The following is a 24,426-nucleotide window of genomic DNA, read 5'->3' as shown; positions in this document are numbered from 1 at the left end:
TCTTTATGCAATAGTTGGCATAGTCAAAATTATAGCATAATAATTCAAGGTACAAAGTAACTGATGCAATATGAGATATTTTCACACCTATTACGTTTATTAATTATTTCGTATATAATTAAATTTGAAAATTCTATTTTATTGAGGTGTTTGAATGAAGAGAAGTAACTTCTCATTTTTTACGGGTCAATGGAGTATCCTAGCTAATTTAGGAGAACTGGCGGAAAAGAATGTCTATACTGATCCGCATACAAGTTTATTTAAAACACGCTTATTTGGAGAAACATTATCTAAATTTATTCTTGCATTTGAAAATATAGAAGAGCCTTATGGTGTGAAACAAGTGGAAAGAATTAATATCTTAAAAAGAAACGATATATTAGATGATGAACTTATAAATATGTTGGATTCCTTACGACGAATCGGAAATATTGCTGCCCACGATGTTTATGGCAATGAATCAGAAGCACTCACTGCTCTTCGTTTTGCTCATCGTTTAGGTGTTTGGTTTATGGAAGTATATGTGGATTATTCTTTTCAAGCTCCTAGCTTTATCGTTCCTATACGAAGAGAAGTGAATGTAGATTTAGAGAAAATGAATCAAGTTTACGATGAAAAGGTAGAGAAATTAGAACAGGAGCTTGAGATATTAAGAATAGAGCAAAAACAGCGTTCCGAATTAGATATAAAACTACTCAAAGAAAAAAGGAAAAACACGACTGATCGCTATTTAAATCAGTTGAAATATACCGAGTCAGAAACAAGAGTATTAATAGATAAACAGCTAAAACAAGCAGGATGGGAAGTAGATACAGAGAATATTCGGTATAGCAAAGGTTCAAGACCAGAGAAAGGAAAGAATAAAGCAATCGCAGAGTGGCCTTGTTGGGAAGGTATAGCTGATTATGCGTTGTTTGTAGGCCTAGAATTAGTAGGTTTAGTAGAAGCAAAGCGAAAACGAAAAGATGTCATGTCCGATATCGAACAAGCGAAAATATATGCTAGGCATGTAAGAAAGAGAGCAAATGAAATCATTCTCGGACCATATGGGGATTTTTATGTACCTTTCTTATTTGCAACAAATGGTCGTCCTTATATTAAACAATTGGAGTACAAATCAGGAATATGGATGTTAGATGCAAGGAAATCTACCAATCACTCCAAACCACTGCAAGCTTGGTATTCTCCTCAAGGTTTACATAACCTCTTAAAACAAGATATTGATAAATCTACAGAAGAATTACGGAATGAAACGTTAAGTTATTTGAAATTACGACCATACCAGGAAAAAGCAATTCTTTCCGTAGAAAAAGCAATGGAAAAAAATCAACGTCAAATTCTTGTAGAAATGGCAACAGGTACTGGTAAAACAAGAATGGCACTAGGTCTTATTTATAGATTAATAAAGTTTAATCGATTTAAGAGGATATTGTTTTTGGTTGACCGGGAAGCTTTAGGAAAACAAGCAGAGGATGTATTTAGAGACTCTAGATTAGAAAATTTCCAAACTTTTACGGAGATTTTTGATTTACAGACACTAAAAGAGAACCATATTCCAGAAGAAGAAACAAAAGTTCAAATCGCAACTGTTCAAGGAATGGTAAAGCGCTTATTTTATCAAGAGGAATCTGTACCGACTGTTGATCAATATGACTGTATCATTGTGGACGAGGCACATAGAGGATATTCTCTAGATAGAGAGATGTCAGATTATGAGCTGGAGTATCGAGATCATCAGGATTATATTAGTAAATACCGCAAAGTAATCGACTACTTTGATGCGGTGAAAATTGGACTGACGGCAACACCTGCGCTTCATACCGTGCAAATCTTTGGAAACGCTGTATTTACTTATACGTATCGAGAAGCTGTGGTAGACGGCCATCTTGTAGACCATGAACCACCCTACCAATTTAATACCGAATTGAAAAAAATGGGAATAAATTGGAAAGTAGGGGAAAAGGTAGAAGTCTATCATGCTGATTCAGGAACTGTCGAAACGGAAGTATTAGCAGACGAAGTGAAAATTGATGTGACTGGATTTAATAAAAAAGTAATCACAGAGAATTTTAACCGAGTTGTTTTAAATGGCTTATCGGAATATCTTGATCCCTATGCAGAAGGAAAAAGCCTTATTTTTTCTGCTACCGATGATCATGCGGATATGATAGTTCGAATCTTAAAAGAGGAAATGGCAGAATGTCACGGTCCAATCAATGATAGCCTCATTGTGAAAATAACAGGTTCGATTAAAGATCCAAGTCAAATGATTAAACGTTTCAAAAATGAAAAACTTCCAAAGATCGCAGTTACCGTTGATCTATTATCAACTGGAATTGATGTTCCTGAAATATCCAATATCGTATTTATGAGACGGATTCGTTCGCGAATTCTTTATGAGCAAATGTTGGGCAGGGCAACTCGACTATGTCCAGAAATAAATAAAACGCATTTTAAGATTTATGATGCTGTTGGTTTATATGAGAGTTTAAAACCATACACCAGTATAAAACCTGTTGTTGCTAATCCAAGCGTTTCTGTGCAGAAATTATTCGAAGAACTAAAAACGTTTAAAGGCACTTACTATGAAGATGACCGGAAACAAGAACTCATTGCAAAAATCCAGCGAAAAAAGCAGCATTGGGATGATCAAGATTTTAAAGATTTTCAAGTCTTAAATGATGGACAAACCTTAGACGAGTTTATTGGTTGGTTAAAAGAGGCAAAAGGTAAACAAATCGTAAAGAAACTAAAAAACAAAGAAGAGCTGTTGAAATACTTAGATGAAAATCGAGGTCGTCCATCAAGTCAGTATATTTCTACACACAAAGATCAGCTAATTGATGTAACAAGAGGTTATGGAGCTGCGGAAAAACCGGATGACTACCTAGACAGTTTTCATCGATTTATCAATGAAAATATGAACCTAATCCCAGCGATACAAGTCATTTGCACCAGACCAAAAGAATTAACCAGAAATGAACTAAGGAAACTAGCGTTGGAGTTAGATCAAAAAGGATTTACAGAGAAAAACCTGCAAACAGCTTGGTATCACTCCACAAATGAGGAAATAGCCGCTGATATTATCAGTTTTATCCGCAGATATGCGATTGGCGATCCCTTAATCAGTAAACAAGAACGTATTAAACGAGCGATGAAAAAGATTTATAATAGGAAAGTATGGCCTCCTCTGCAAAAGAGCTGGCTTGAAAAAATTGAAAGCCAATTGTTGAGTAACACCATTTTAGATCCTGATCCGGAAAAAGCGTTTGAAGCCCAGCCATTTAAAAATAGTGGCGGGTATAAAAGGCTAAACAAAATATTTAAAGGTGAATTGAAATCTATTTTAAACCAAATCAATGATGAGCTTTATCAAAAGGAGCAAGCATAAATGAATAACCATGAAATCGTACAGAAGCTTTGGAACCTTTGTAATGTATTAAGAGATGATGGTATCACGTACCACCAGTATGTGACAGAACTCACTTATCTCTTGTTTTTAAAAATGATGGAGGAAAAAGGTCGGGATAAGGAAATACCAGAACAATATCGATGGAAATCCCTTACCAGTAGACATGGAATAGAGCTAAAGAAACACTATGTGAATCTTCTAAATGAGCTTGGAAATACACAAAATGATGATATCCTTAGCCAAATTTATGCCAATGCAAAAACTAATATCGACGAACCAAAGAACCTAGAGAAACTAATTCGGTCTATGGATGGATTGGATTGGTACAGTTCGGATAAAGAAGACTTTGGAGATTTATATGAAGGTTTACTAGAGAAGAATGCGAGTGAACTAAAATCGGGAGCAGGGCAGTATTTTACTCCTCGTTCCTTGATTAATGTTATTGTCAAACTAGTAAATCCTCAACCGGGAGAGCGATGTCATGATCCAGCTTGTGGAACCTTTGGTTTTATGATCGCTGCAAATAATCATGTATCCAAAGCAACAAATGAGTATTACACCTTAAAGGAAGAGGATTATAATTTTCAATTGGAAAAGGCGTTTTCAGGTGTGGAGCTAGTACGAGATACTCACCGCTTGGCAATGATGAATGCACTTCTACATGATATTCAAGGGGAAGTTATTCTAGGCGATACCCTTTCCAGCTTAGGAGAAGGATTAAAAAATTACGATTGTATTTTAACCAATCCTCCATTTGGTACCAAACAAGGTGGGGAAAGATTAACTCGTTCTGACCTTACCTATACAACAACCAACAAACAACTTAATTTTTTACAACATATTTATCGGGCATTAAAAGCAAATGGCAAAGCCCGAGCAGCAGTTGTTTTGCCTGATAATGTGTTGTTTGAAAGTGGAGTAGGAGTGGAAATTCGAAGAGATTTGATGAATAAGTGTAATTTACATACGATTTTGCGTTTGCCTACTGGTATTTTTTATGCTCAAGGAGTAAAGACCAATGTTCTTTTCTTTACACGTGGTACAGAAGAAATGGGTAGTACAAAAAATGTTTGGGTGTATGATCTTCGCACCAATATGCCAAGCTTTGGGAAGCGAAATCCATTGAGAGAAGAGCATTTTGCTGATTTTATAACAGCTTATACTTCGGAAGATCGAAGTAAAGTTGTGGATGAGCGTTGGAATGTGTTTACTCGTGAGGAAATTGTGAGGAAAGAGGATAGTTTGGATATTGGGTTGATTGCAGACAAGTCACTATCGGAGTATGAAAATCTTCCTGATCCGATCGAATCTGCGAAAGAAGCGCTTTCCAAATTACAGCAAGCAGTAGGATTGTTGAATGAAGTTGTAGATGAACTTAAAGCAGTTGAGAACGTGACAAACTATAGAACATTAGAAGTAAGTAGTTATAAAGTAGTTGAAACTGTTGGGGTGCATGAGAATGAGTAAAAAAGGCAATAAGTTGAGAACAGTAGAAGAACTGTTTAATGAAGCACTTATACCTGCTGGAAAGCAACTTTATGAAATTCCAAAGAGTTGGGTGTGGGTGAAGTTTGGAAATTTAGTTAGTGAAAGTAAGTTAGGCTTAGTTAGATCTAGCCAAGAACAGTCTAATATAAAAAAATTCATGTATTTAAAAATGAATAATATAACAAGTAATGGTAGATTAATTTTGGAGAATCTAGTGAAAGTTGATGCAAGTACAGAAGAGTTAGAACAATATAAGTTAAAATCTGGGGATTTTTTATTCAATACTCGAAACAGTATCGAATTGGTAGGGAAAAGTAGTGTTTTTGATAGTGAGTTGGTCTCGGAACCAGTACTTTTTAACAATAATATTTTAAGAGTACGCTTTTTAAGAAATGTTGATCCGAATATAGTTAATTATTTCTTGAACTCACAATATGGGAAAATTTTATTAAATGATATTAAAAGTGGTACAACTAATGTTGCTGCCATTTATGCGAAAAACCTGAATTCGATTGCAATTCCTTTGCCTAATAAAAATGAACAAAAACGAATTATTGGCAAAATTGAACTTCTTTTAAATAAAATTGACAAAGCAAAGCAATTGATAGAGGAAGCAAAGGAAACATTTGAACTTCGTCGAACTAGTATTATTCAAACAATACTTGATGAAGAATTAAATGAAAATAATGTATCTGATTTTTGGAAAAAGATAAAAATTAAGGATTTATTCAGTATATTTGGAGGTGGGACACCAAGTAAACAGAGAGAAGAATATTGGAACGGCAAAATTCCGTGGATCTCACCTAAAGATATGAAGAATATTTATATAAATGAAAGCAAGGATTATATTACAGAAGCTGGACTTATTAATTCTTCTGCAAAACTAGTTAAAAAAGGTTCAATAGCTATGGTGGTTAGGAGTGGAATTCTACAACGAGCACTTCCTATTGCCATTATTACGAAGGAATCTACAGTAAACCAAGACATAAAAGTTTTTGATTCTGGAAATGAGTTAATTAATAGGTATTTTGTGTGGTACATAAAAGGTAATGAAAAAAGTTTGTTACGTGACTATTCTAAGTCTGGAACAACTGTTAACAGTATTGAGTTTGAAAAGTTTAAGAATCATGAAATGTTGTTACCACCTATCGATGTACTTGAGAAAAAAGTTAAAAAAATCGAAGAGATTATTGAAAAAGAAAAAAAATTACAGGAAATTATAAACATGGATGAGTCGATTGAAAAATTAAAACAATCCATCCTCTCCAAAGCATTCCGTGGCGAACTTGGCATCAACGATCCAACAGAAGAAAGTGCAATCGAACTCTTAAAAGAAGTATTCCAAGAACAGTTATCATAAAATGTTTAGTCAATTAAGAGAACGGGCTGAATATCGCACGCCCGTTTCCTATTAGCTGACCTATGAATCAAATTCAATTCAGTATTATTTGTTTTAATGAGCTAAAAGCTTGCTTATTTTATGAATTTTACATATCTTTGGAACCTCTACAACATCTCTGGTGATATACGAACTTTAGAGATTATTGAATAAAAGCTACTCCAAAAAAGGAAAAGGAAGCTGAATGTACCAAGTGGAAGATGGACAACATTCCGCTAGTGAGGCTGGATCGAAAGCGATGTTGAACCAATATATTCCAAGAGATTTCTTGACAGTAATCTCAGCTTCTTATAAAATTGGTGTGGACGGTGATCAGGTCGCGTGCGACGTGACCGATCCCCCGTCAAATATGTGTTAACCTACGAATATACGGGTTACTAGCTGCCAGGCCTGAACCGCGTATTCATAGGGGAAGGATAAGATCTTATCGACTTGAAAAAGCGATGAGGTCTTATTTATTGTTTGGGTAGAACCGTTTTCGATTGCTTTCCCGACAATGGTTGTCAGGATCATCGTTCCAACCCAATGTAGCACCATTTTCCACCATTTACCGGAGTTCGCTTTGTCAAGAGCTTCCTCGGCTTTGATGGCCCGGTTTTCCCACTCGTTTTTTGCTGCTTGCTCCTTTTTGAGCTCGGCTTTTGTTGCAGCGAGTTCCTGTGCAGTCGATTGAAATCGAGTCTCAGCTTCAAGTGCCTGATTTTCCCACACATTGGTTTTTTCTTGCTGCTTTTGGAGCTCGACGAGCAGTGAGTCGATTTTGGCTTCTTTCTCCTCGATCTTCTCTACCAGGTAAGTGTTTATTCCCTCTACTTCTTGACATGACTGTTGGTCAACAACAACTTTCGTTTGTTTTTCCATTCATATTTCCCCCTTTTATTAAGGGAGATCAGTCACGTCGCACGCGGCCAGATGCATGACGCATTGGCAACCGTCCACAGTGTCTGCTTGAGGCAGACGAAAAGCTATAGGTAAAACTGTGCAGGGAATGGCGAAAGCCCTCTACCTGCGTTGCTATCGCTGGTTCCTGCCAAAGGCAGCTGTTTTCACGATAACGCGATCGAGCAAACATGCAGCTCAACTCAGCCGAGAACATCATGTTCGATCAAGCGAGGAGCACATATTTTCATCAGATCAAAACAGACATACTTTTATCTAACCATAATTAGATAATATTTTCAATATTTGCTATAAAATCCGTTGTCTCAATCATCCTTTTCCGAGTAGCTGGATGAAATTGCGCTTTGGAGTCAAATTTTTAAATATCTCAGAGAATCGAGTTTTTGAGAGTGACTATAGAATAAAGAAAACGGGTTGCATATCGCATGCCCGTTTCTATTAACTCACATCATATGACCTAATAATCAAATGCTTAGCCTTAGGGGATAAAGTTACTTTAAAAGTTTGAGTTAATTCAGATTCACAAATTTAAATTTTCAGTATATAAATTATGATAAAAAATAGATACGATGAAAGGGTGTACAATGAGCACACTGTTATTTGTGGTGGACGTTCAAAATGGATTTGTGAGCAGCAAGACGAAATTTGTACTTGAAAGAATAACAAACCTGTTGCAGAAGGGCTTATTTGATTATGTTGCATTCACCCAATTTATAAATGAAGAGGCCAGTCCTTATAGGGAATTCCTTCATTGGGGAAAATTATCTACCACATGGGAACAAGAGTTACATCCTCAAATAAAACCTTTTGCTACGAATGTATTTAAAAAGGGGATATATTCGGCTATTAACAAAGAGACATTGAAATTTATTAAAGAAAACAACATTGAAAAAGTATTTATCGTTGGAATTGATACGGATTGTTGTGTCTTAAAGACGGCAGTTGATTTATTTGAACATCATATTCATCCTATTGTTTTAGCTTATTACTCTGCTTCTAATGGTGGAAATGTAAGTCATGATGCAGGGGTGAAGGTGTTGGAGCGTTTAATCGGCAGACAAAATATTATTCATTCGGAAATAGATGCAGATGTGCTTTCGGATATTTAATTAACCAGGTGCTTCATTATCGATTCCAAAGAGTATATATAGAAACTGCTGAATATCCGATGAAATATTTGTAAATTCAATCTTTTTGTGGTGAGCAAATTGCTTATGCCAAAAAGATTGTATGAGATTTTTGCTGAATCTGATCTCAATCAAGGGGATAAAACGATGAGCCAGAGTGGGTTGGAAATTAATTTAGATCGTGTTCATCATCTTGGAACAAAGATAAAAGAAATTCATAAGCAAATTCCAATTATAGATACGGTTCCCATTGTAAGAACCAGGGAAGAGGCTGATTGGTGGGGGCTATACTGGATGGTGATGGTCTCCAGTATTCAACATACTGCTAATATATCTGGCCGAGTTGATGGGAAACTAGTACGAGGTACTGATTATTTATTTCTCGCATCGCAGCGGCATTTCTTAGCTCATCCAAGCCAATTGGATTGTGAAAAACTCAGTCAAATGACTACAGAGGATTTTAAAAGTATTTTCCTAGATGATAACGGTGTTGCGAACATTGACCGGATTGATGAGCGTTTAGATGGAGTGCATTCTACTGCTGCCTTGTTATTGGAACGCTTTAATGGGAGATTTTCGAATTTATTATCCGAATCAAATTACGAAATATTTGGTCATCATGGTCTCTTTTATAAATTGCGTCCATTTCCTGCATATGCTGACCCAGAGGAAAAGAAATCGAGGGTTCTTGTTATTTATTTGCATCAAGCAAATATCTGTAAATTTAGTGATTTTTCAAAGGTTAAACTTCCTGTAGATTATCATGTTATACGTGTATGCTTGCGATTAGGTTTAGTAGAGGTTATAGATCCTGTTCTCGGTGGAAAGATCAAAACAGGGGAAGAAGTTTCCTCAGAGTTTGATATTAGAATACGAAATTGTATAGCTGCCATTGGAGATATTCTAACTGAATATGCTTCTATGGCCGTCATTAATCAAGTACTTTGGAATATAGGCAGAGGTTACTGTTTCAAGGATGGTGCTATTTGTTCAGGTACTTCCACGCATCATTCTATTTCTATTTTCGAACCTAGATATGGTGACAAATGTCCAGCAGAAAGCATTTGTCCATCATGTAAAGACAAAAGCAAACAGCATCTCCTCAAAGAGCCAAATGTAAAGACAAACTTTTATTAGAAGTGAGGGATAATAATGAATGTAGCATTAGTTTGGTATGAATTTGTTTAACCATAGTGCTAGCTTTAATGAATTCCATATACATATCATGGAGAAGGCAACGAGCGAGTCTGCAATAAAGGTACTCTATGAGTAGATATATATGTAGTATTATTCGAATGGTTGGAATGTATAGTATTATTTGAAATGGGGTATAACATATATTAAAAATTTGTATAGCAACCTTTGTTACTTCCCTTCAAACAAAGGTTGCTTTTTTGTTTTTAAACTTGTTTTGAGAGGAAGGAGCATTGCATCTTTCAATAAAAAAACTTAGCGATTATATGGTAAACGGGGGAATGTATCGACCATCTATATCAGTAAATCCGTATTCCTTTGCTAGATCGCCAACTTTTAGCACTTGTCCGCTCTTGTCCAGGATCTTGGGATCATTTGCTAAGGCTGTGATGGCACGTCCGATATAATGAGGGCTTTCTGTATTTTTCAAAGCATCGATTTCCTGCCAATTCTGTTCGTCGGTTTGAAAGCCTAATAGTACCAGTTCTGTTCTCATCCATCCTGGTGAAACTGCTACTACAGGGATATGATCTTGTTTTAGTTCGATGGATAAGCCATATGCCATGCGAGCTAGTGCGTTTTTGGCTAAATCGTAATAAAAGGTTCCGATGTATTTGTCTTGATCCCAAAAAGTCGTATGGACAATGAGTCCCTGTTGCTTTTCACGGAGTAATGGGATTGCAAAATAATTGGTAGCAAGTTGAGCACGTACACCCGCGGTAAACATGGTATCCCATTGTTTTAACGAGAATTCCCAAAAAGGTTTTGGTTCTGCATCACTCCAAAGATCGTGCCCGCCCCATACGTTATTTACTAGAATATCGAGCTTGCCTTGTTCGCTGCGAATTCGGTTCATCACAGCTTCTGTCTCTGAGTCATTGGTATGATCACAACGAACGGCGATCCCATTCCCGCCTGCTTTCTCTATTTGTGAGACGGTATCATCGATGGTTCCAGGCCAGTTGTTGGTGGAGTTCCCTTTGCTGCTGCGTCCTGTAACATAAACGGTCGCTCCTGCTTTTCCTAGTTCGATAGCAATACCGCGCCCTGCTCCTCTGCTGCCTCCTGTTACAAGAGCGATCTTTCCTTCTAATGATTTCATGTATCCATTCCTTTCAGGTGTAAGATAGCTTTATCATAAAGGATAATTCTTGACAACTTGTGTCATATTTCATTAAATAAATACACTTCATCTGTATTGAAAGGAGAGTAATATGAGAGGGGATCGATTGATATCTATTCTTTTGTTGCTACAGTCACAAGGCCAAATGACAGCCAAAGAATTAGCAGAGAGATTAGAGGTTTCCGAACGAACAATTTACCGAGATATGGAAGCCTTAAGCGGAACGGGTATCCCTGTTTTTGCAGAGCGTGGTAAAAATGGCGGTTGGTCATTATTAGAAGGTTATCAAACAAATTTAACAGGGTTAAAAGAATCCGAAATACGTGCCTTATTTGTTTCTCCTTCTGTACAATTACTAGACGAATTGGGTTTAACTCGTTCTTCACAGGAAGCTAGAAACAAACTTATCGCCTCGCTGCCTTTGAATTATCGCGAAAGTGCCAATGAGGTATGGAATCGAATCCATGTGGATACAAGTACATGGCGGCAGCAGCAAGAAAAAATCGAATCATTTGAAATGCTGAAAAACGCGATATGGAAGGAAAATAAATTAGAAATCGAATATCAAAGGGCAGACGGAAGAACGAGTATTTGCCTTGTTAAACCCCTTGGACTGGTAGCGAAAGGGAGTCGCTGGTACTTTATTGCTTCCAAAGATAATGATGAAATTCGAACTTATCGAGCATCACGCATTCAAGTAGCGAAACCTGTAAAGGAAACATTTGAAAGACCAAAAGACTTTGATCTTGCGGGGTATTGGAGATCTTCCACAAAAGACTTTGTAGAAAACTTGCCGATTTATGAAGTGTGGGTGGCAGTCAGTCCGTCTATTTTACCAAGGCTGACATTTACCGATCGCTTTGTGCAAATTGTTGAATATGGAAATAGAAATGAGGATGGCTGGATATCTGTGAAACTTTTATTCAATACCGAAGAGGAAGCAAAGGGGTATATATTAGGATTTGCAAACCAGATGAAAGTGATGGAGCCTAAAGAATTACATGATAAAATTCGTGAGATGGCTGAAGCTGTTGTGGCGTTTTATAAACAAGAGGAGTCTAAACTCAAACAATAAAATGGAATGGGATGTATCTTAATCAAACAGTCAACTGTTGCAAATTGCCAATACTTGAAATGGCACAAATGAACGGCAATAAACTGTACCTTATAGTATGAAGGGTACAGTTCTATGTTTTGCTGATTGTTCTCTGACAAATCGTCCTTACAAACGAATGAGTACCCCATTCCCATCTTTATCTTCGATATCGGCTATTGTTACACCCTTATATTTCTTTAGTTCTGAGAGGACAGGCTGGAGGGTCTGTTTGTCCAAAGTAGGAACAGGGAAGGTGATGTTTTTTGTTCCTTTGTTTATCGCTCTCCAAAACCATTTGCTGCAAAGGACTAGGCTTATGATATGCAAGACGGAATAGGGGAGAGGGATGGTATAGCGTTTTTTTTCCGCTCGAATGACCACTTTTATCATTATTCGATTACAACTAGAACAGTGTCTTTATTCGCAGAGGTAATATCTACAATTTGTCCTTCTGCTTCGTTTTCGATGGCATGGATTAGTAAATCCATATCAATATCTTTTACATATTTTTCGGACTCGGGAAATTTTTCTGCGATATGATGGCCTGCTTTTAAGATGGTTTTCACAAGATTAAGCGGTATGTTGACGTTCACTTTGTCTCCCTCAGCAGAATTGACTCTGATTCTCAGCATTTTCTTCAGGTAGTTTGTATGAGACGAAGCGTTTGAAGGTTTTTCATCCTTTAGCAATTCGATTAATTCTGCTCCTTTGTCCGCTGTGATTTTCTCCTCTTGTACCATCGTCAATATTTTGGCGATCTCTTCTTTCATCTTGAATCACTCCTATCCTTTTTTTAACATCTCCATTGCTTCTTCTGGGCTGATTTCCCCTTTTTCCAGCAAAGAGACGATCTCTTTTTTGTTCACATCATCTTGTTTCTTTTGGGTTGAATGTCCTAAAGCCACTATAATTTCATCCAATTTTCCACGGACGGTTGGATAAGAAATTCCTAACGCTTTTTCCACTTCTTTGATATTGCCACGGCAGGTTAAAAAGATTTCAATAAAATAAAGCTGTTCTTTTGCTAAGGTAGCTAACTTGGAAAGCTGAAATTCATTTTCGATCGTAGTGTGGCAGTGTGTACATTGAAGACGTGTAATTTGCAGCTGCTGACTGCAAACGGGACATGTGGTAATCATCGGAAATGCCATATCGATCTCCTTTCTTAAACACATTATATAATTAGAGATTGAATATATCAATATAAAAATTGATTATATTAATATTTATGATCACATATTTCGTTAATATCAATTTATAAATTAACAAAACTCGCTTATACGAGTGTTTGTTATTTAATATAAAAATATACCGAATTTATAGTATTATGAAATAAGGAGGTGTAACATTTAGTTGAATAAAGATAGTAAAGTGTATAAAAAGTATAGAGTTATACGAAGGAAGTATATTGAGTTCAAGCGTTCTGTTAAAAGTAATTTGAAAATTCCCTTTTATCCGTTTTTCGCAATCCAATTTTTATATGAGCAATGGAAACAAGGATATGCTCCTTCGCTTGATCGACTGATGTTTCAAACAGACAGCCCATTGGAGCGGATGCTTTACTATGAGCTCCGGTATACCTTCCAAGGGAAAATTGCGCCACAGCATGCCCTAGGACCATACTGGATCGACTTTGCGATTCCAAAACATAAGTTAGCACTGGAATGTGATGGGTACCAATATCACTCGAGTGAAAAAGCACGTCTGCATGATCGAAATCGAGATGCTTATATGAGACGTGTCGGCTGGAAAGTGATGCGTTTTACTTATAAGGATTTATGCAGGGAGAATATAGCTCAAACGATACAACAAATACATGAATATACGATGAAGTCTACTTCAAAGCGGAAAAGAGCAAATTGAATTTGTAATCAGTACAAAACAAATAAAGCCATCAGACATTATAGGTTCTGAATGGCTTTATTATCTATTTTGATGTATTCATGGTGGCTCGCTATCCAAGGTTGTCCCCTCCTTTTAGCAACAACATTTTTTGTACATCTTCTAGGGACTGGATATATCTACCCATTTCACCAGCTTTTTTCCAACAATCTGCCAAATGTACAAGGATTACTTCAAGATAGTTATCTAGATGATATTCTTTTGCTAGTTTTTTTGCATCTTCATAGTAAAGTACAGCACTTGGAAATTTACGTTGATTTGATTCAAAATCAGCAGAAGACATTAAAGCAAAGCAATATCTTGGTGCATCTTTAGATTGTTTTCCTTCAATTAATGCCTTCTCAAAGTAATTTCTTGCTTTTTCTATGTGGTTTTGTTTGCTATAGAGTAATCCAAGGTGTGTGTAGGTGGAAACAAACAAGTTATTTCCATCGATTTTCTTTTTGATTTTGAATTCAAGAGCTAGTAAATATATTTGTTCTGCATTTTTATAGTCTTCTAGATTAGTTAAAATGTTACCCCAAGTGGTTAGAAGCTCCACCGCTCTTCGATAACTTTTATTTTTACTTGCTAACCTGTAACCTTCGATTGCGTACTTTATTGCTTCATTAAAATCTCTTTTTCGGTTTAATAAAGATGCTTTGATTTCATACATATTAAGAAGTACTTCTAAATCTGAGATGCTAGCATATTCAAGCCAAAGCAAATCTAAGGTATGTAAGGCATCATCAATCTGATTAAATTTTTCGAGGTATATTACTTTTCCAATCATCAAGAAAAACTTTATTTCATCTCTATCACCATTGGAATCATATCCATCCAACCCCAACTGAACATAATGCAGGGCAGAATTTAGATCATTCTTTTGAAAAAAGCTAATCCTCGCCAGCTCCTTATAAGCAGAAGCGATGAGATTAGAGGAAAAATCTTTTTGCTTGGTAGCTGTCTCCACTACTTTCTCCAAGTAATTGCGGGAACGATCCCAATTTTTCCGGTTAAAATAGTACAAGCCTTTGAGAAAGGATATCGTACTTAACATTTCCCCTTGTTTTTCTAACTTGCGAAGTTCTGCGAGCAGGGAGCTGTCGTCAAGATGGAGTTGAATTTTGGATTCAAGTAAAGATAAGTGCATCTGGAGTTGTGAATTCGATTTTTGTTGGTGTTCGATGAGATGTGGAAACTGTGTTGGTTGAACACCTAGTTTTTCACAATATCGGTGAAGCTTGCTTTCTTTGACACTTTTGCCTTGCTCGATAAAACTTATGGTAGCGGAAGAGAGACCTTTTTCTACGAGATCGGCGATCCGTAATCCTTTCTCTTTGCGTATAGAGCGCAGTGCACTACCCATTTGCTTTGACATGCCGATAACCCTCCTGATTCAGTTACCCGATTTTATTGTAATTTTTTTTAAAAAATTTCGCCATCTTTTGTTTAAAACCTTCTTTTTCTTCCATATCTTAGAGTTTGCTTTCTTGTTTTTGTCGAGAAATTGTCCGCTATTGGTTTGTATGTATCAATATTTAGAAAAGAAAATAGATATTTTTTCTAAAAAGGATAAATTTGCAAATTAATTTCTACCTATTGTACAATGCAATCAGCCTATTTTAGATGGTTAACTGATCAGCCTGCCTTATCTCTATTATTTGATTGCTCATCTGTTTTTTGGGATTTATTTATTGGAATATTCGATATTCGTGGTTGGCACCAAAAGAAAGGGGAATAAAAATGGCACTAAAACTTATCGTAGAAGGTTGCAGAGACAAGGTGAGAGATTTTGTGGATTTCCTGAAGATCAGTCCACATTGGCAGCTTTATAGCGGATCGAAGTTGTCTTTGGGAAAAGAGGAGATGAGGATTGATTACTATTTTGATCGAAAGCCGGCAAATCAGCTTTCTCTGTCAGATAAACCGATTAGTAAACTCATTCTTCACAGCCAAGATGGGAAAAGAATGGAGATTACGTTACTTGGCGCACAGGTAGTGGAGATGGGGGAAGGGATTACTTATATTCATGGGACAAACTACGACGTGTATGCTGGGAAACAACCAAAATAATAAGGAATATTGAAATGATTGTTTCTTTGATTCTAAGTCTGATCGTATTACAATGGAAATAAGTCCTGAAAGGCATTCGACCATCTGTTGGAGTATCAAGCTATGCATTTGACATTTTCGCAAATCGACACTGCAGAGAGCATGATCCAGGATGCGGAGACTGCACTTGAAGAAAGGCATTCCTTTCGTGGCCTCGGTTATGCGGAGCTAGTTCAATCTCACATCCTTTCGTCTGTATTCTCCATCGACGTAGAACCCCAAGTTCAGAAAGCGCGAAGCTTCTTGGAACGTGATGATGCACAGGAACAGCGTTTGGGTTTGGGATATGCCAGATTGGCCACCATCTATGCGTCCATTTCTCCTGCCATTTCAATCAAAATGGCAGGAGAAGAGCTGCAGGGATTGATGGCCATCATCCGGGAAGCAAAGACTGCCCTTCGTGAAAGGAATCAGGATCGAGGTGTAGGCTATGCGGAACTAGCCCATTCCTATCTCGCAGCAGCAGTTGCATCAATTCGTTTCGAGTTGGGGAGAGAGGCGAAGCGCTATTACGATGCAGCGTGGAGCAAGCTCGGTAGTGACGATGCTGCTGAACAGAGTTTGGGATGGGGGTATGCCCGGCTCGCTACGGTCTATGCGTCCAATCCCCGGAGTCCGAAGTATGTGAGTGAGTATGCGGTTATAACCATCATCCGGTCCTCGCTGACAGCACTCCAGGAAGGGAACTCTGTTCGAGGTCTGGGGTATGCGGAGCTAGCCCAGTCCTATCTTTCCGCAGCAATCGTCTTTCGAGACATCTCCTCCCCTGACCTCCAGGTGAAAAGGAATGAAGCAATGCGCTGTTACGATGCAGCGTGGAACAAGCTCAAAAGTGACGATGTTGCAGAGCAGCGCCTTGGGTTGGGATATGCCCGACTCTGCACTGTCCACACGAATCTGGTAGATATGAGCAGCAACTAGCTGAGCTCAACAGAGGGTCTACTCCCCCATAGGTCAAGCACTTTGTGCAAGCACACTATCTGTGTGTGCCTATGATGGGGACCCGTAAATTATTTGTTTGTTTCACATAGATGGCAATCCAGTGAGGTAATACCTAAATGCAAAGAGCAACCTGAGGATCAGGTCGCTCTTTGTCGTCTTAAAGAAATGCTACTTCTCATCGGGATTTTCCCAAAAATCTACTTCTACCCTTTTCATGCCTAGTGTTTGCAATACTTTGTCATACGTATCACTGGTGATTCCAGGGGTTCCACCCTCGATTCTAGAGATGGTTGTCTGTGTAATAGCGTGACCAGTTACTTTTTTTACTTGTTGAACTAGTTCGTTTTGTGTCCAGCCCAGTTGAATACGGCGGTCAAAAATAAGATTCCTCATCTGTACAGGGAAACTTTCCATAAATTCGTTCATCTTTGGCGTCTGGTCAAGAAAACTCATCAATTCTTGATGAGTGGTAGGCTTTTTCATCGCTCTATCATCTCCCTATATATTTAATAGGATTACGAATAAAATCAGCATGCATTTTTAGGGATTGTGTTACCATTTTGGTAAACGCTATACTAGATTTTGATTTCATCATGATAGATTCGGTACAACAAACATACTGTATTCCATTATGATAATGAGTAAAAAACAGCATTCGAAAAAAATAGCTTTCTTTTTTGCTATCCGTTGGAAAATGATCTTCATTTACTTGAAGTTCCAAAAGTGGCGGACTGTGATCTAATCGTCTGACGACATTAAGGGTAACTAAAAATCTACTCGATTCTGTGGTGACAAATTGATAATCTTGAAATGCATCCCATTCAGGAATTCCATGTTTCTCCATATCCCGCAGACCCAATCGAATTAGTGGCAGGAGACGAAGACATGATTTATCACCAGCATTTGCTTTTTGAGCCATCACGTAAATGGTGTCTAAAGCCGGCTGATCCCCGTTTTTGTTTTGCAGGTAAATTACTTTGGCTTTATTCATATTATATGATACAGGATTTAAACTGTCAGAAAAAATTAAACCCTGATTGTTACACCCTCCTTCTTTCGAACTATATTCTGGTGCAGAAGTATAGAGGAAGATTATGTAATATTTTATTTGAAATAATCAAAAATTACAAAATTAATTTTTAACGAAAAAGCGACAACTACATCATGTTGTCGCTTTCGTGTTTCCTTTATTTTGCAATCATTTCATATTCCAGATTAAGAACTTTCACTCCGCAAAACCAAAAACGGTGAGTCATTTGCAATCTTCCATATTCATCAACCCAAATGATGAGATTCTCGTTGAATGGAATCCGGAGAGAAAAGTTTTTTGTCATGAGGTAATGACCTTCATCACCGTCTCCCCCTCTTCTTGGTACTGAAGTGCATTGAAGGGACCCATTTATACCATGTTCCAGCCGATAAAACGTTGCTCGATTGTAATTTGGTACTGGCATAGTGAAGTGAATATATCGTTCACCATCGTATTCATGCTCGGAATAAACACCAGCAATATAAGTGTCATCGGAGTCTTTATAAGCACAAATCCAAGCATTTAATTTTCTATTCCAATATTGGTGAGGGTTATGAATGCTAATGATTTTACTGTCTAACTCTCTTATACCCTCCCCAGGAGAGGGGATATTCGCTTGTTGTATTTTATTTGACAATGCTTTATGTAATTTTTCAAAGAGCCAAGCCCCTTTGGTCCAATGGGCGTGAAGAGAAATATCATATAATGATGTATTTTCCATGAAAGAGATTACTTTTGGATGGAGCTGATCGATCATAAGATCGCTTCTTCTGAACCTTTCCACCTTTGTTAAGATACCAGCATGAGAAACGATTTCTTCTTCATATCCATTTTCTTGTAAGAAATTTTTACCGATAAACCATTTTCCATTGATGTTGATTTGAGGGAGTTGATATAAATTTCTCCTCTCTAACGGTTTTCGGTAATACCATCCAATCAGTCCTAATACAAATCCAATAGCAATCGGAATTTCATGATAATACACCCAAACATTCGATCGAATCCATGTGACTCCATGCAATTGGTATATACCATTGATAATAGACAAAATGCAGGTGGCGACTAATAGTATTGCAGATATTTGAATGCAAAGATCAGTGATAACATTCTTTTTCTCGATACGGAAAAAGACAAAATAGCAATATGCTACTATGCATAAAGTATAAATCCATAACCCTATGTTTTGAGTCCAAGGATTGGTGAGCATGCCAATTCCAATGAGCAATGGACTGACTATTATACCGATAACAACACAGCGATATAAGAAACCAAGTTTTCCATCGATCGTAAGTATCCTGCCTGTCCATCCAATAAAGAGTGCAGATAAGATTGCAGTAAATTGAAAATGGAAAGTGGTGCTTAGATAATGATAAGCGATGCTCGGATTGGTAGAAAAGCAGTACATACTGAGCGTAATGCCGCCAAGGAAAGCATATAAGAAACTTGAATCAACTGCAATTTCTTCTATGACATAATATCCTCGTTCCATCAAACGTCTGACTCCATAACCAAATAGTGCAAATGAATAGATCAACCAAACGATTGATAATATTTTACAGAGTGTGCTTCCAGTAGGAAATAACAATGCAATTCCCATGATTAGGGCAAAAAATATATGACATTTGGATAGAAGGGCATGATATCTGGAACTATCTCCACTCATTCTCTTTATTGTAGGGACTAAAGCCAGTGAAGTGGGAATGAAGAGAAAAATAGAAAAGAGCAGAATTCTTTCAATGCCAGACACCATAACAATAAATACTAAACATAAAAGAAAAGAAATTAGCGAGCTTTTTAATAAGTAATTTTTCATATAAATAAAATTTCCTTGTCTTTTTTCTGAATAGTCTACCACAAATAATAGGAAGTAGATACGCTACATAGTAAAAAAACATGACAAAAATTACGATGGCTGAAAAGAAGCTATGAAAATTCGTGGATTTTCTCAAAAACACCTAATTCGTCTGACCTTGTATGGAGGCTGTTTCAAAAGAATCAGTACTTTCTGTGTATAGTACTATTATTATAAATAAGCTTTTGATAGAATATTATTAGTCTGAAAATATAAAATAGGAGATCTAATCAATGGTTCGGAGTTTATTAGTCATAAGTGGTTTATTTTTGTTTGTCCTTTTAAGTGGTTGTATGAATACAGAGGCAGCAAGCCCTACTGAAAAAGAAAAAACAATCATTCTGTCTAATAATCATATGAAAAAAGCAATGAATGTTCATGAACAACCACTTTCTCCAGCAGAGATCCAATATGGAAAAAAATCGGTTTATTTTAATGGTAGCCGCAATAAGAAATGGGTCGCTCTTACCTTTGATGATGGTCCAGATAATATTTATACTCCAGCTATACTCCGAATATTGAACAAATATCATGTTCATGCGACTTTCTTTCTAATTGGTCAAAACGCGGCACAATATCCAAATATCGTGAAGCAAATTGTTGCCAATGGAAATATAATCGCGGACCATACTTGGGATCATCCCCTTTTACCAAAACTAACGGATCAAAGAGTTTTATGGGAGATAAATCGGTGCAGACAACAATTGAAACAAATAACAGGTAAGGATGTAGCTATCATGCGTCCTCCTTATGGTGCAATTAAAGGAAAAAAACAAGTTATTCTAAGGGATGGATTTCAAATTGTAGATTGGGATGTGGATACGCTTGATTGGAAACCTGGCAGAACTCCTGAGCAAATTCTTAATACCATTAAAAAAGAATTAAAAAATGGAAGTATTATTTTAGATCATAGTGGTGGCGGTAATCGGTCGGCAACTGTAAAGATGCTGCCTACTTTGATTCAATATTTGAACTCCAAAGGGTATCAAATAGTAACAGTTGATCAAATGTTACACATCCCAGCTTATCGTTAAGATTTTAAACTATCGAGCAGCAAAGAAATGCTTGATAAAACAGTTTTCACAGAAGTATGGTTTTTTGAAAGTTACATGGCCCTCGTTAGGTGAGTCTATTATACAACCATATGCCATTGTAAAAAGGATTTTATCTAAGTAGAAAGCGAGCTGATTATTAGCTCGCTTTTTCTGATGGATTTCTTGATGTATAATATAATTGGAAAATTCAATTTAAATGTACACTTACATAATAATTATCAGTAAACATAAAGGAAGTCGAACGATGGCAATACCAAAATTTGAAAATATTTTCCTCCCATTCCTCCGAACTTTATCCAATCAAAAAGTACATACGTTGAAAGATGTGAGAGAGAGATTGGCGAAGCGGTTTCGACTGACACTAGAAGAGAGAGAAGAGCAAGTATCTAGTGGATCAAGGCGGTTTGATAATCGAGTCGCTTGGACAAAATCTCATTTGATAAAGGCATCTTTGGTAGATAGTCCAGAGCGAGGGAAGTTGCAAATTACCAAGCGGGGTTTGGATTTGTTGGCAGAGAAGCCTAGGAAGTTAACGATTAAAATATTAAAAGAAAGATACTCCGAATATGCAGAGTTTCGACAGCAGATCCGAACATCGGAAGAAGAGACTCAAGTAGAGGAAGAAGAGACCAACACGCCAGAAGAAGTGTTAGAAACTGGTTATAAACAGCTTCGCAGAGCATTGCAACAAGACCTCCTAGACAAAATCAAGGATTGTAATCCGTATTTTTTTGAAAAATTAGTGGTCAACTTGTTAGTTGCGATGGGGTATGGCGGTGCGCATGAAGAGAAGCTGGGTTTAAGTCGTGATGGTGGAATTGATGGGATGATCAAGGAGGATAAGCTTGGTTTGGATGTGATATATATTCAAGCAAAGCGATGGAGTAATCCAGTGGGACGTCCAGAGTTACAAGCGTTTGCGGGAAGTATCCTCGGTCGTTCCGCCCAAAAAGGGGTGTTTATCACAACATCTCGGTTTACAAAGGATGCCGTTGAATATGTCAAACATCTCAATCAAAAGATTATTTTAGTAGATGGGGATCAGTTAACGGACTATATGATCGATTTTAATGTTGGTGTGCATGAGACTGCGAGATATGTGGTAAAAAAGATTGATACCGATTATTTTTTGGACGAGTAGGGGTGCATCATGAAATACAAAACTGTTTTTTTAAAGTTACAGAAACAGGTAGCATGATCGATGAAGATTATCTCTTAGAGCTGGATGAAAAAATACCAGATTTAGAGATGGATGCGGATATTTCTTTGCCAGATAATGATTATTATGTGATGAATAAATTGTATGACCTTCTTCTTGATGAGGAGGAGGAGTGGATATTTACAACTTACTATGGTGTAATCGATCAAGATACATGGGATGACAAAGTACAAGATTCTTCAGCAGCTCCAATAGAGCAGTAAGAATGCTTTCGTATGCACGGTACAGGAGGTTCTTCTAAGATTACATTATTTTCCGAAGAGATAGGAAATTCTTATTAATGTAAGATAGGATATATTTTGCAATTTATGAATAATAGTTTTATAATAGAGACGTTTGTTACCTATAAATAGGAATAATATTTCATTTTAGGAGGATATACCTTGTCTGTAGATGTAAATGCAAATGGGACTGAAATTTCAAGTGAAGTGGTAGAGGAAGTGGGAGAGAGCAGTTTAGAAGAATCTCCCGCGTATGAGGATAACTATGTATTCAAAAGAAGTATTTTCACTCCTTGGAATAAGGTGAATTTGAGTATCAATGATAAGCTGTTGCAAGTAAATGGAAGAACCTTTTTGTTAGGTTTAATCCCGACCGGAAAATACAACTTAACCTTTCCGCTAAAATCGCTTTCTAGTGTTTCAACTAGTTCTTGGTTTCGACTAGGTAGATTTATTATAAGTTTTCTTGTTATGTTAATTGATTTCTCTTTTTCTCTATCTGATGGACTGGGGACTTTTCTGTTATACATACCTTTACATATCTTTGTTATTTTATTATTTTCGTCTGCTTTTCCCCACCGTCTTCATATTTTAAATCATGGAGGAGAGCGAGAAGTCATTTCTATTTCCTATTCTGAGCGAAATAGAATGAATGGGATAGCAAATCGTATTAACAATGCGATAGCAAAGTTATAGGGAACAGAATATAAATGAAAAACCTTATTTTCAGAGAGAGAACTCATGAAAAATAAGGTTTTTCGCCTTTTTGAGCTAATCCTGACTCCTATATAGATTCCATTTTGCGCTTTTTCTCGAACACTTCTATAATAAATAGTAAATAACGAAGAAATTAACTCGCAATCTAAAATGGAGGATGTTCCATTGTCCAAAAAATCGAATACAACTGACGCACAAAAACAAGATAGTGGAAAAGAATACCAATTTAAGAAAAGCATTTTCTTTCCTTGGACAAAAGTAAAGATAAGGTTAGACAACAATCAACTTCAGGTTATAGACAGAAAAAGGTTATTATGGACGATTCCTATTGGGCGATATAGCGAAAAATCATATCCTCTGCAAATTATTTCAAAAGCAGAAGAAAAAAAGCGTTTTGGTTTGAGTGGATTTCTTGCGGGAATATTGCTCCTTTATTTTTATCTATATATGGTTGGGAATAGCTTGGTCTTGGATGTTATTGTGGGACTTGTATCTATTTTTGTATATTCCTTGTTTCTCATTTCTGGATTGTATTGTCTTTCTAAAGGACTAGGTTATAAATTATATTTGATTAGTAATGAAAAAAAGAAACAAACAACCATCGATATTTCCTTTCGAGAAAAAGAAAAATTACAAGAGTTTGTGGATGAGATCAACAAAGCGATAAAAAAACATTGAAACGAGCCCTCATTCTTCGAATTGGGCTTATTTATTTATATCACAAAATTGTGAATAATTATTGACTGAAAGCCTTTTCTTTATATTATCATTAGAGTGATACCACTTTAAGCATAAAGGAGTTGGCTATATGTATATCCTTCTTTTGCCGCTTGTGATAATAATCCTCTTTTTTATCCTCACTTCCTTACGAGTAATTCAGCAATATGAACAAGGTGTAGTGATTCGTCTTGGGCGTTATGCTCGTTCTTTAAAACCTGGCGTGAGATTTGTATTCCCATTGTTTGAGTCGATCAAAAAAGTAGATATGCGGATTCGTGTAGAAAATGTAGAAAATCAAGATATTATTACAAAAGATAGTGTCCCAGTAACAATCAATGCTGTCGTTTACTACCAAGTAGTGGATGCTCAAAAGGCACTTCATGGGGTAGAAAATTATAAAAAAGCAACTTCCACTGTGGCACAAACCGTGCTTCGCTCTAATCTTGGAGCTCATACGATGCAAGAAATGTTAACAGAGCAGAGAAAATTAGACGATTTATTGCGTAAGACATTAGATGAATCCACTGAACCATGGGGAATTAAAGTTACTGGTGTGGAGATACGGTCGATGGATCTTCCAGAAGGTTTGCGCCGCGCGATGGCAAAAGAAGCAGAAGCAGAACGGGAGCGAGTAGCCAAAGTCATCACTGCCAAAGGGGAATATGAAGCTGCTGAAAAATTAGCAGAAGCAGCTAAGGTCATCAGTCAACATCCTGTCGCCATGCAATTGCGTACTTTGCAAACTATGACTGAAATCGCAGCAGAGAAGAGCAGTACGATATTATTTCCATATGAAATGTCTAATTTAGCAAGTTTATTTCAAAAATCATCACAAGATGAAACCACAACACTATCGGAAGTGATCCAAAAAAATAGGAAATTAAATGATTTTGATGATTTAATAGACAGCTAGGTAAAAGGTATCCTCTATATAA

Annotated in this window: 25 protein-coding genes; 16 read left to right on the top strand and 9 right to left on the bottom strand. The window is 36.9% G+C overall.

Annotation, left to right across the window (positions count from 1 at the left end):
• Positions 1-154 precede the first annotated feature (154 nt).
• The 4 genes from hsdR to AC5WOE_RS06320 all read left to right on the top strand — a co-directional run bounded on the left by hsdR (position 155) and on the right by AC5WOE_RS06320 (position 6,657).
• Positions 155-3,391: a type I restriction-modification system endonuclease gene (hsdR, locus tag AC5WOE_RS06335; protein WP_496049552.1), complete on the top strand. Its 3,237-nt coding sequence runs from the start codon at positions 155-157 to the stop codon at positions 3,389-3,391.
• A complete protein-coding gene (locus AC5WOE_RS06330) occupies positions 3,392-4,879 on the top strand; it encodes a class I SAM-dependent DNA methyltransferase (RefSeq protein ID WP_496049553.1) in 1,488 nt (495 codons plus the stop codon). It begins immediately after the preceding gene.
• Entirely contained in the window at positions 4,872-6,260 is a 1,389-nt protein-coding gene (locus AC5WOE_RS06325) for a restriction endonuclease subunit S (RefSeq protein WP_496049554.1), read from the top strand. The genes AC5WOE_RS06330 and AC5WOE_RS06325 overlap by 8 nt, the downstream gene beginning before the upstream one ends.
• Before the next feature lie 223 nt (positions 6,261-6,483).
• Entirely contained in the window at positions 6,484-6,657 is a 174-nt protein-coding gene (locus AC5WOE_RS06320) for a hypothetical protein (RefSeq protein ID WP_496049555.1), read from the top strand.
• On the opposite strand, the gene AC5WOE_RS06315 is transcribed toward AC5WOE_RS06320, so the two are convergent.
• Positions 6,654-7,160: a hypothetical protein gene (locus tag AC5WOE_RS06315; RefSeq protein ID WP_496049556.1), complete on the bottom strand. Its 507-nt coding sequence runs from the start codon at positions 7,158-7,160 to the stop codon at positions 6,654-6,656. The two genes, AC5WOE_RS06320 and AC5WOE_RS06315, sit on opposite strands and share 4 nt — an antisense overlap.
• A 623-nt stretch (positions 7,161-7,783) precedes the next feature.
• On the opposite strand from AC5WOE_RS06315, the gene AC5WOE_RS06310 reads away from it, so the two are divergent.
• Together AC5WOE_RS06310 and AC5WOE_RS06305 are read left to right on the top strand one after the other, a co-directional pair.
• Positions 7,784-8,308: a cysteine hydrolase family protein gene (locus AC5WOE_RS06310; protein ID WP_496049557.1), complete on the top strand. Its 525-nt coding sequence runs from the start codon at positions 7,784-7,786 to the stop codon at positions 8,306-8,308.
• Positions 8,309-8,413: 105 nt separating this feature from the next.
• On the top strand, positions 8,414-9,463 hold the full coding sequence (locus tag AC5WOE_RS06305; protein WP_496049558.1) for a queuosine salvage family protein: 1,050 nt from the start codon (positions 8,414-8,416) through the stop codon (positions 9,461-9,463).
• Between the two features lie 319 nt (positions 9,464-9,782).
• Here AC5WOE_RS06305 and AC5WOE_RS06300 read toward each other — a convergent pair whose 3' ends face one another.
• The gene (locus AC5WOE_RS06300) at positions 9,783-10,622 is read right to left on the bottom strand and encodes an SDR family NAD(P)-dependent oxidoreductase (protein WP_496049559.1); all 840 of its coding nucleotides are present in this window, start codon (positions 10,620-10,622) and stop codon (positions 9,783-9,785) included.
• 112 nt (positions 10,623-10,734) lie between these two features.
• Here AC5WOE_RS06300 and AC5WOE_RS06295 point away from each other — a divergent pair, with 112 nt between their 5' ends.
• Positions 10,735-11,718 carry a helix-turn-helix transcriptional regulator gene (locus AC5WOE_RS06295; protein WP_496049560.1) on the top strand — a complete coding sequence of 328 codons (984 nt, stop codon included), beginning with the start codon at positions 10,735-10,737 and terminating at the stop codon, positions 11,716-11,718.
• Between the two features lie 147 nt (positions 11,719-11,865).
• Here AC5WOE_RS06295 and AC5WOE_RS06290 read toward each other — a convergent pair whose 3' ends face one another.
• The 3 genes from AC5WOE_RS06290 to AC5WOE_RS06280 are packed head-to-tail and all read right to left on the bottom strand — an operon-like array spanning position 11,866 to position 12,890.
• Positions 11,866-12,129, bottom strand: coding sequence for a hypothetical protein (locus AC5WOE_RS06290; RefSeq protein ID WP_496049561.1), 264 nt, complete (start codon positions 12,127-12,129; stop codon positions 11,866-11,868).
• Entirely contained in the window at positions 12,129-12,509 is a 381-nt protein-coding gene (locus tag AC5WOE_RS06285; protein ID WP_496049562.1) for an SHOCT-like domain-containing protein, read from the bottom strand. The genes AC5WOE_RS06290 and AC5WOE_RS06285 overlap by 1 nt, the downstream gene beginning before the upstream one ends.
• Before the next feature lie 12 nt (positions 12,510-12,521).
• Positions 12,522-12,890 (bottom strand): DUF2089 domain-containing protein, encoded by a 369-nt coding sequence (locus AC5WOE_RS06280; protein ID WP_496049563.1) that lies wholly within the window; start codon positions 12,888-12,890, stop codon positions 12,522-12,524.
• A 202-nt stretch (positions 12,891-13,092) separates the two neighbouring features.
• On the opposite strand from AC5WOE_RS06280, the gene AC5WOE_RS06275 reads away from it, so the two are divergent.
• The gene (locus tag AC5WOE_RS06275) at positions 13,093-13,602 is read left to right on the top strand and encodes an endonuclease domain-containing protein (protein WP_496049564.1); all 510 of its coding nucleotides are present in this window, start codon (positions 13,093-13,095) and stop codon (positions 13,600-13,602) included.
• A 91-nt stretch (positions 13,603-13,693) separates the two neighbouring features.
• On the opposite strand, the gene AC5WOE_RS06270 is transcribed toward AC5WOE_RS06275, so the two are convergent.
• Positions 13,694-15,001 (bottom strand): helix-turn-helix domain-containing protein, encoded by a 1,308-nt coding sequence (locus AC5WOE_RS06270; protein WP_496049565.1) that lies wholly within the window; start codon positions 14,999-15,001, stop codon positions 13,694-13,696.
• A gap of 365 nt (positions 15,002-15,366) precedes the next feature.
• Here AC5WOE_RS06270 and AC5WOE_RS06265 point away from each other — a divergent pair, with 365 nt between their 5' ends.
• Entirely contained in the window at positions 15,367-15,696 is a 330-nt protein-coding gene (locus tag AC5WOE_RS06265) for a hypothetical protein (RefSeq protein WP_496049566.1), read from the top strand.
• A 102-nt stretch (positions 15,697-15,798) separates the two neighbouring features.
• The gene (locus AC5WOE_RS06260; RefSeq protein WP_496049567.1) at positions 15,799-16,656 is read left to right on the top strand and encodes a hypothetical protein; all 858 of its coding nucleotides are present in this window, start codon (positions 15,799-15,801) and stop codon (positions 16,654-16,656) included.
• 189 nt (positions 16,657-16,845) lie between these two features.
• Here AC5WOE_RS06260 and AC5WOE_RS06255 read toward each other — a convergent pair whose 3' ends face one another.
• The 3 genes from AC5WOE_RS06255 to AC5WOE_RS06245 all read right to left on the bottom strand — a co-directional run bounded on the left by AC5WOE_RS06255 (position 16,846) and on the right by AC5WOE_RS06245 (position 19,457).
• On the bottom strand, positions 16,846-17,160 hold the full coding sequence (locus tag AC5WOE_RS06255) for a helix-turn-helix domain-containing protein (RefSeq protein ID WP_496049568.1): 315 nt from the start codon (positions 17,158-17,160) through the stop codon (positions 16,846-16,848).
• A gap of 7 nt (positions 17,161-17,167) precedes the next feature.
• Positions 17,168-17,668 carry a hypothetical protein gene (locus AC5WOE_RS06250; protein ID WP_496049569.1) on the bottom strand — a complete coding sequence of 167 codons (501 nt, stop codon included), beginning with the start codon at positions 17,666-17,668 and terminating at the stop codon, positions 17,168-17,170.
• Positions 17,669-17,864: 196 nt separating this feature from the next.
• Entirely contained in the window at positions 17,865-19,457 is a 1,593-nt protein-coding gene (locus AC5WOE_RS06245; RefSeq protein ID WP_496052240.1) for a YndJ family transporter, read from the bottom strand.
• A 335-nt stretch (positions 19,458-19,792) separates the two neighbouring features.
• Between AC5WOE_RS06245 and AC5WOE_RS06240 the strand changes: the two genes are divergently transcribed.
• The 6 genes from AC5WOE_RS06240 to AC5WOE_RS06215 all read left to right on the top strand — a co-directional run bounded on the left by AC5WOE_RS06240 (position 19,793) and on the right by AC5WOE_RS06215 (position 24,404).
• Positions 19,793-20,593, top strand: a complete 801-nt coding sequence (locus AC5WOE_RS06240; protein ID WP_496049571.1) for a polysaccharide deacetylase family protein — start codon at positions 19,793-19,795, stop codon at positions 20,591-20,593.
• A gap of 265 nt (positions 20,594-20,858) precedes the next feature.
• A complete protein-coding gene (locus tag AC5WOE_RS06235) occupies positions 20,859-21,755 on the top strand; it encodes a restriction endonuclease (protein WP_496049572.1) in 897 nt (298 codons plus the stop codon).
• A gap of 2 nt (positions 21,756-21,757) precedes the next feature.
• Positions 21,758-22,036 carry a hypothetical protein gene (locus AC5WOE_RS06230; protein WP_496049573.1) on the top strand — a complete coding sequence of 93 codons (279 nt, stop codon included), beginning with the start codon at positions 21,758-21,760 and terminating at the stop codon, positions 22,034-22,036.
• A 180-nt stretch (positions 22,037-22,216) separates the two neighbouring features.
• Positions 22,217-22,750, top strand: coding sequence for a hypothetical protein (locus tag AC5WOE_RS06225; RefSeq protein ID WP_496052165.1), 534 nt, complete (start codon positions 22,217-22,219; stop codon positions 22,748-22,750).
• A 186-nt stretch (positions 22,751-22,936) separates the two neighbouring features.
• Positions 22,937-23,449, top strand: coding sequence for a hypothetical protein (locus AC5WOE_RS06220; RefSeq protein ID WP_496049575.1), 513 nt, complete (start codon positions 22,937-22,939; stop codon positions 23,447-23,449).
• A gap of 130 nt (positions 23,450-23,579) precedes the next feature.
• On the top strand, positions 23,580-24,404 hold the full coding sequence (locus AC5WOE_RS06215) for an SPFH domain-containing protein (RefSeq protein WP_496049576.1): 825 nt from the start codon (positions 23,580-23,582) through the stop codon (positions 24,402-24,404).
• The last annotated feature ends 22 nt before the right edge of the window (positions 24,405-24,426 follow it).

It is taken from the genome of Shimazuella sp. NTD248, from assembly GCF_059510395.1.
Note: the sequence above shows the minus strand (reverse complement) of the source record. Positions and strands in the feature narration are given on the sequence as shown.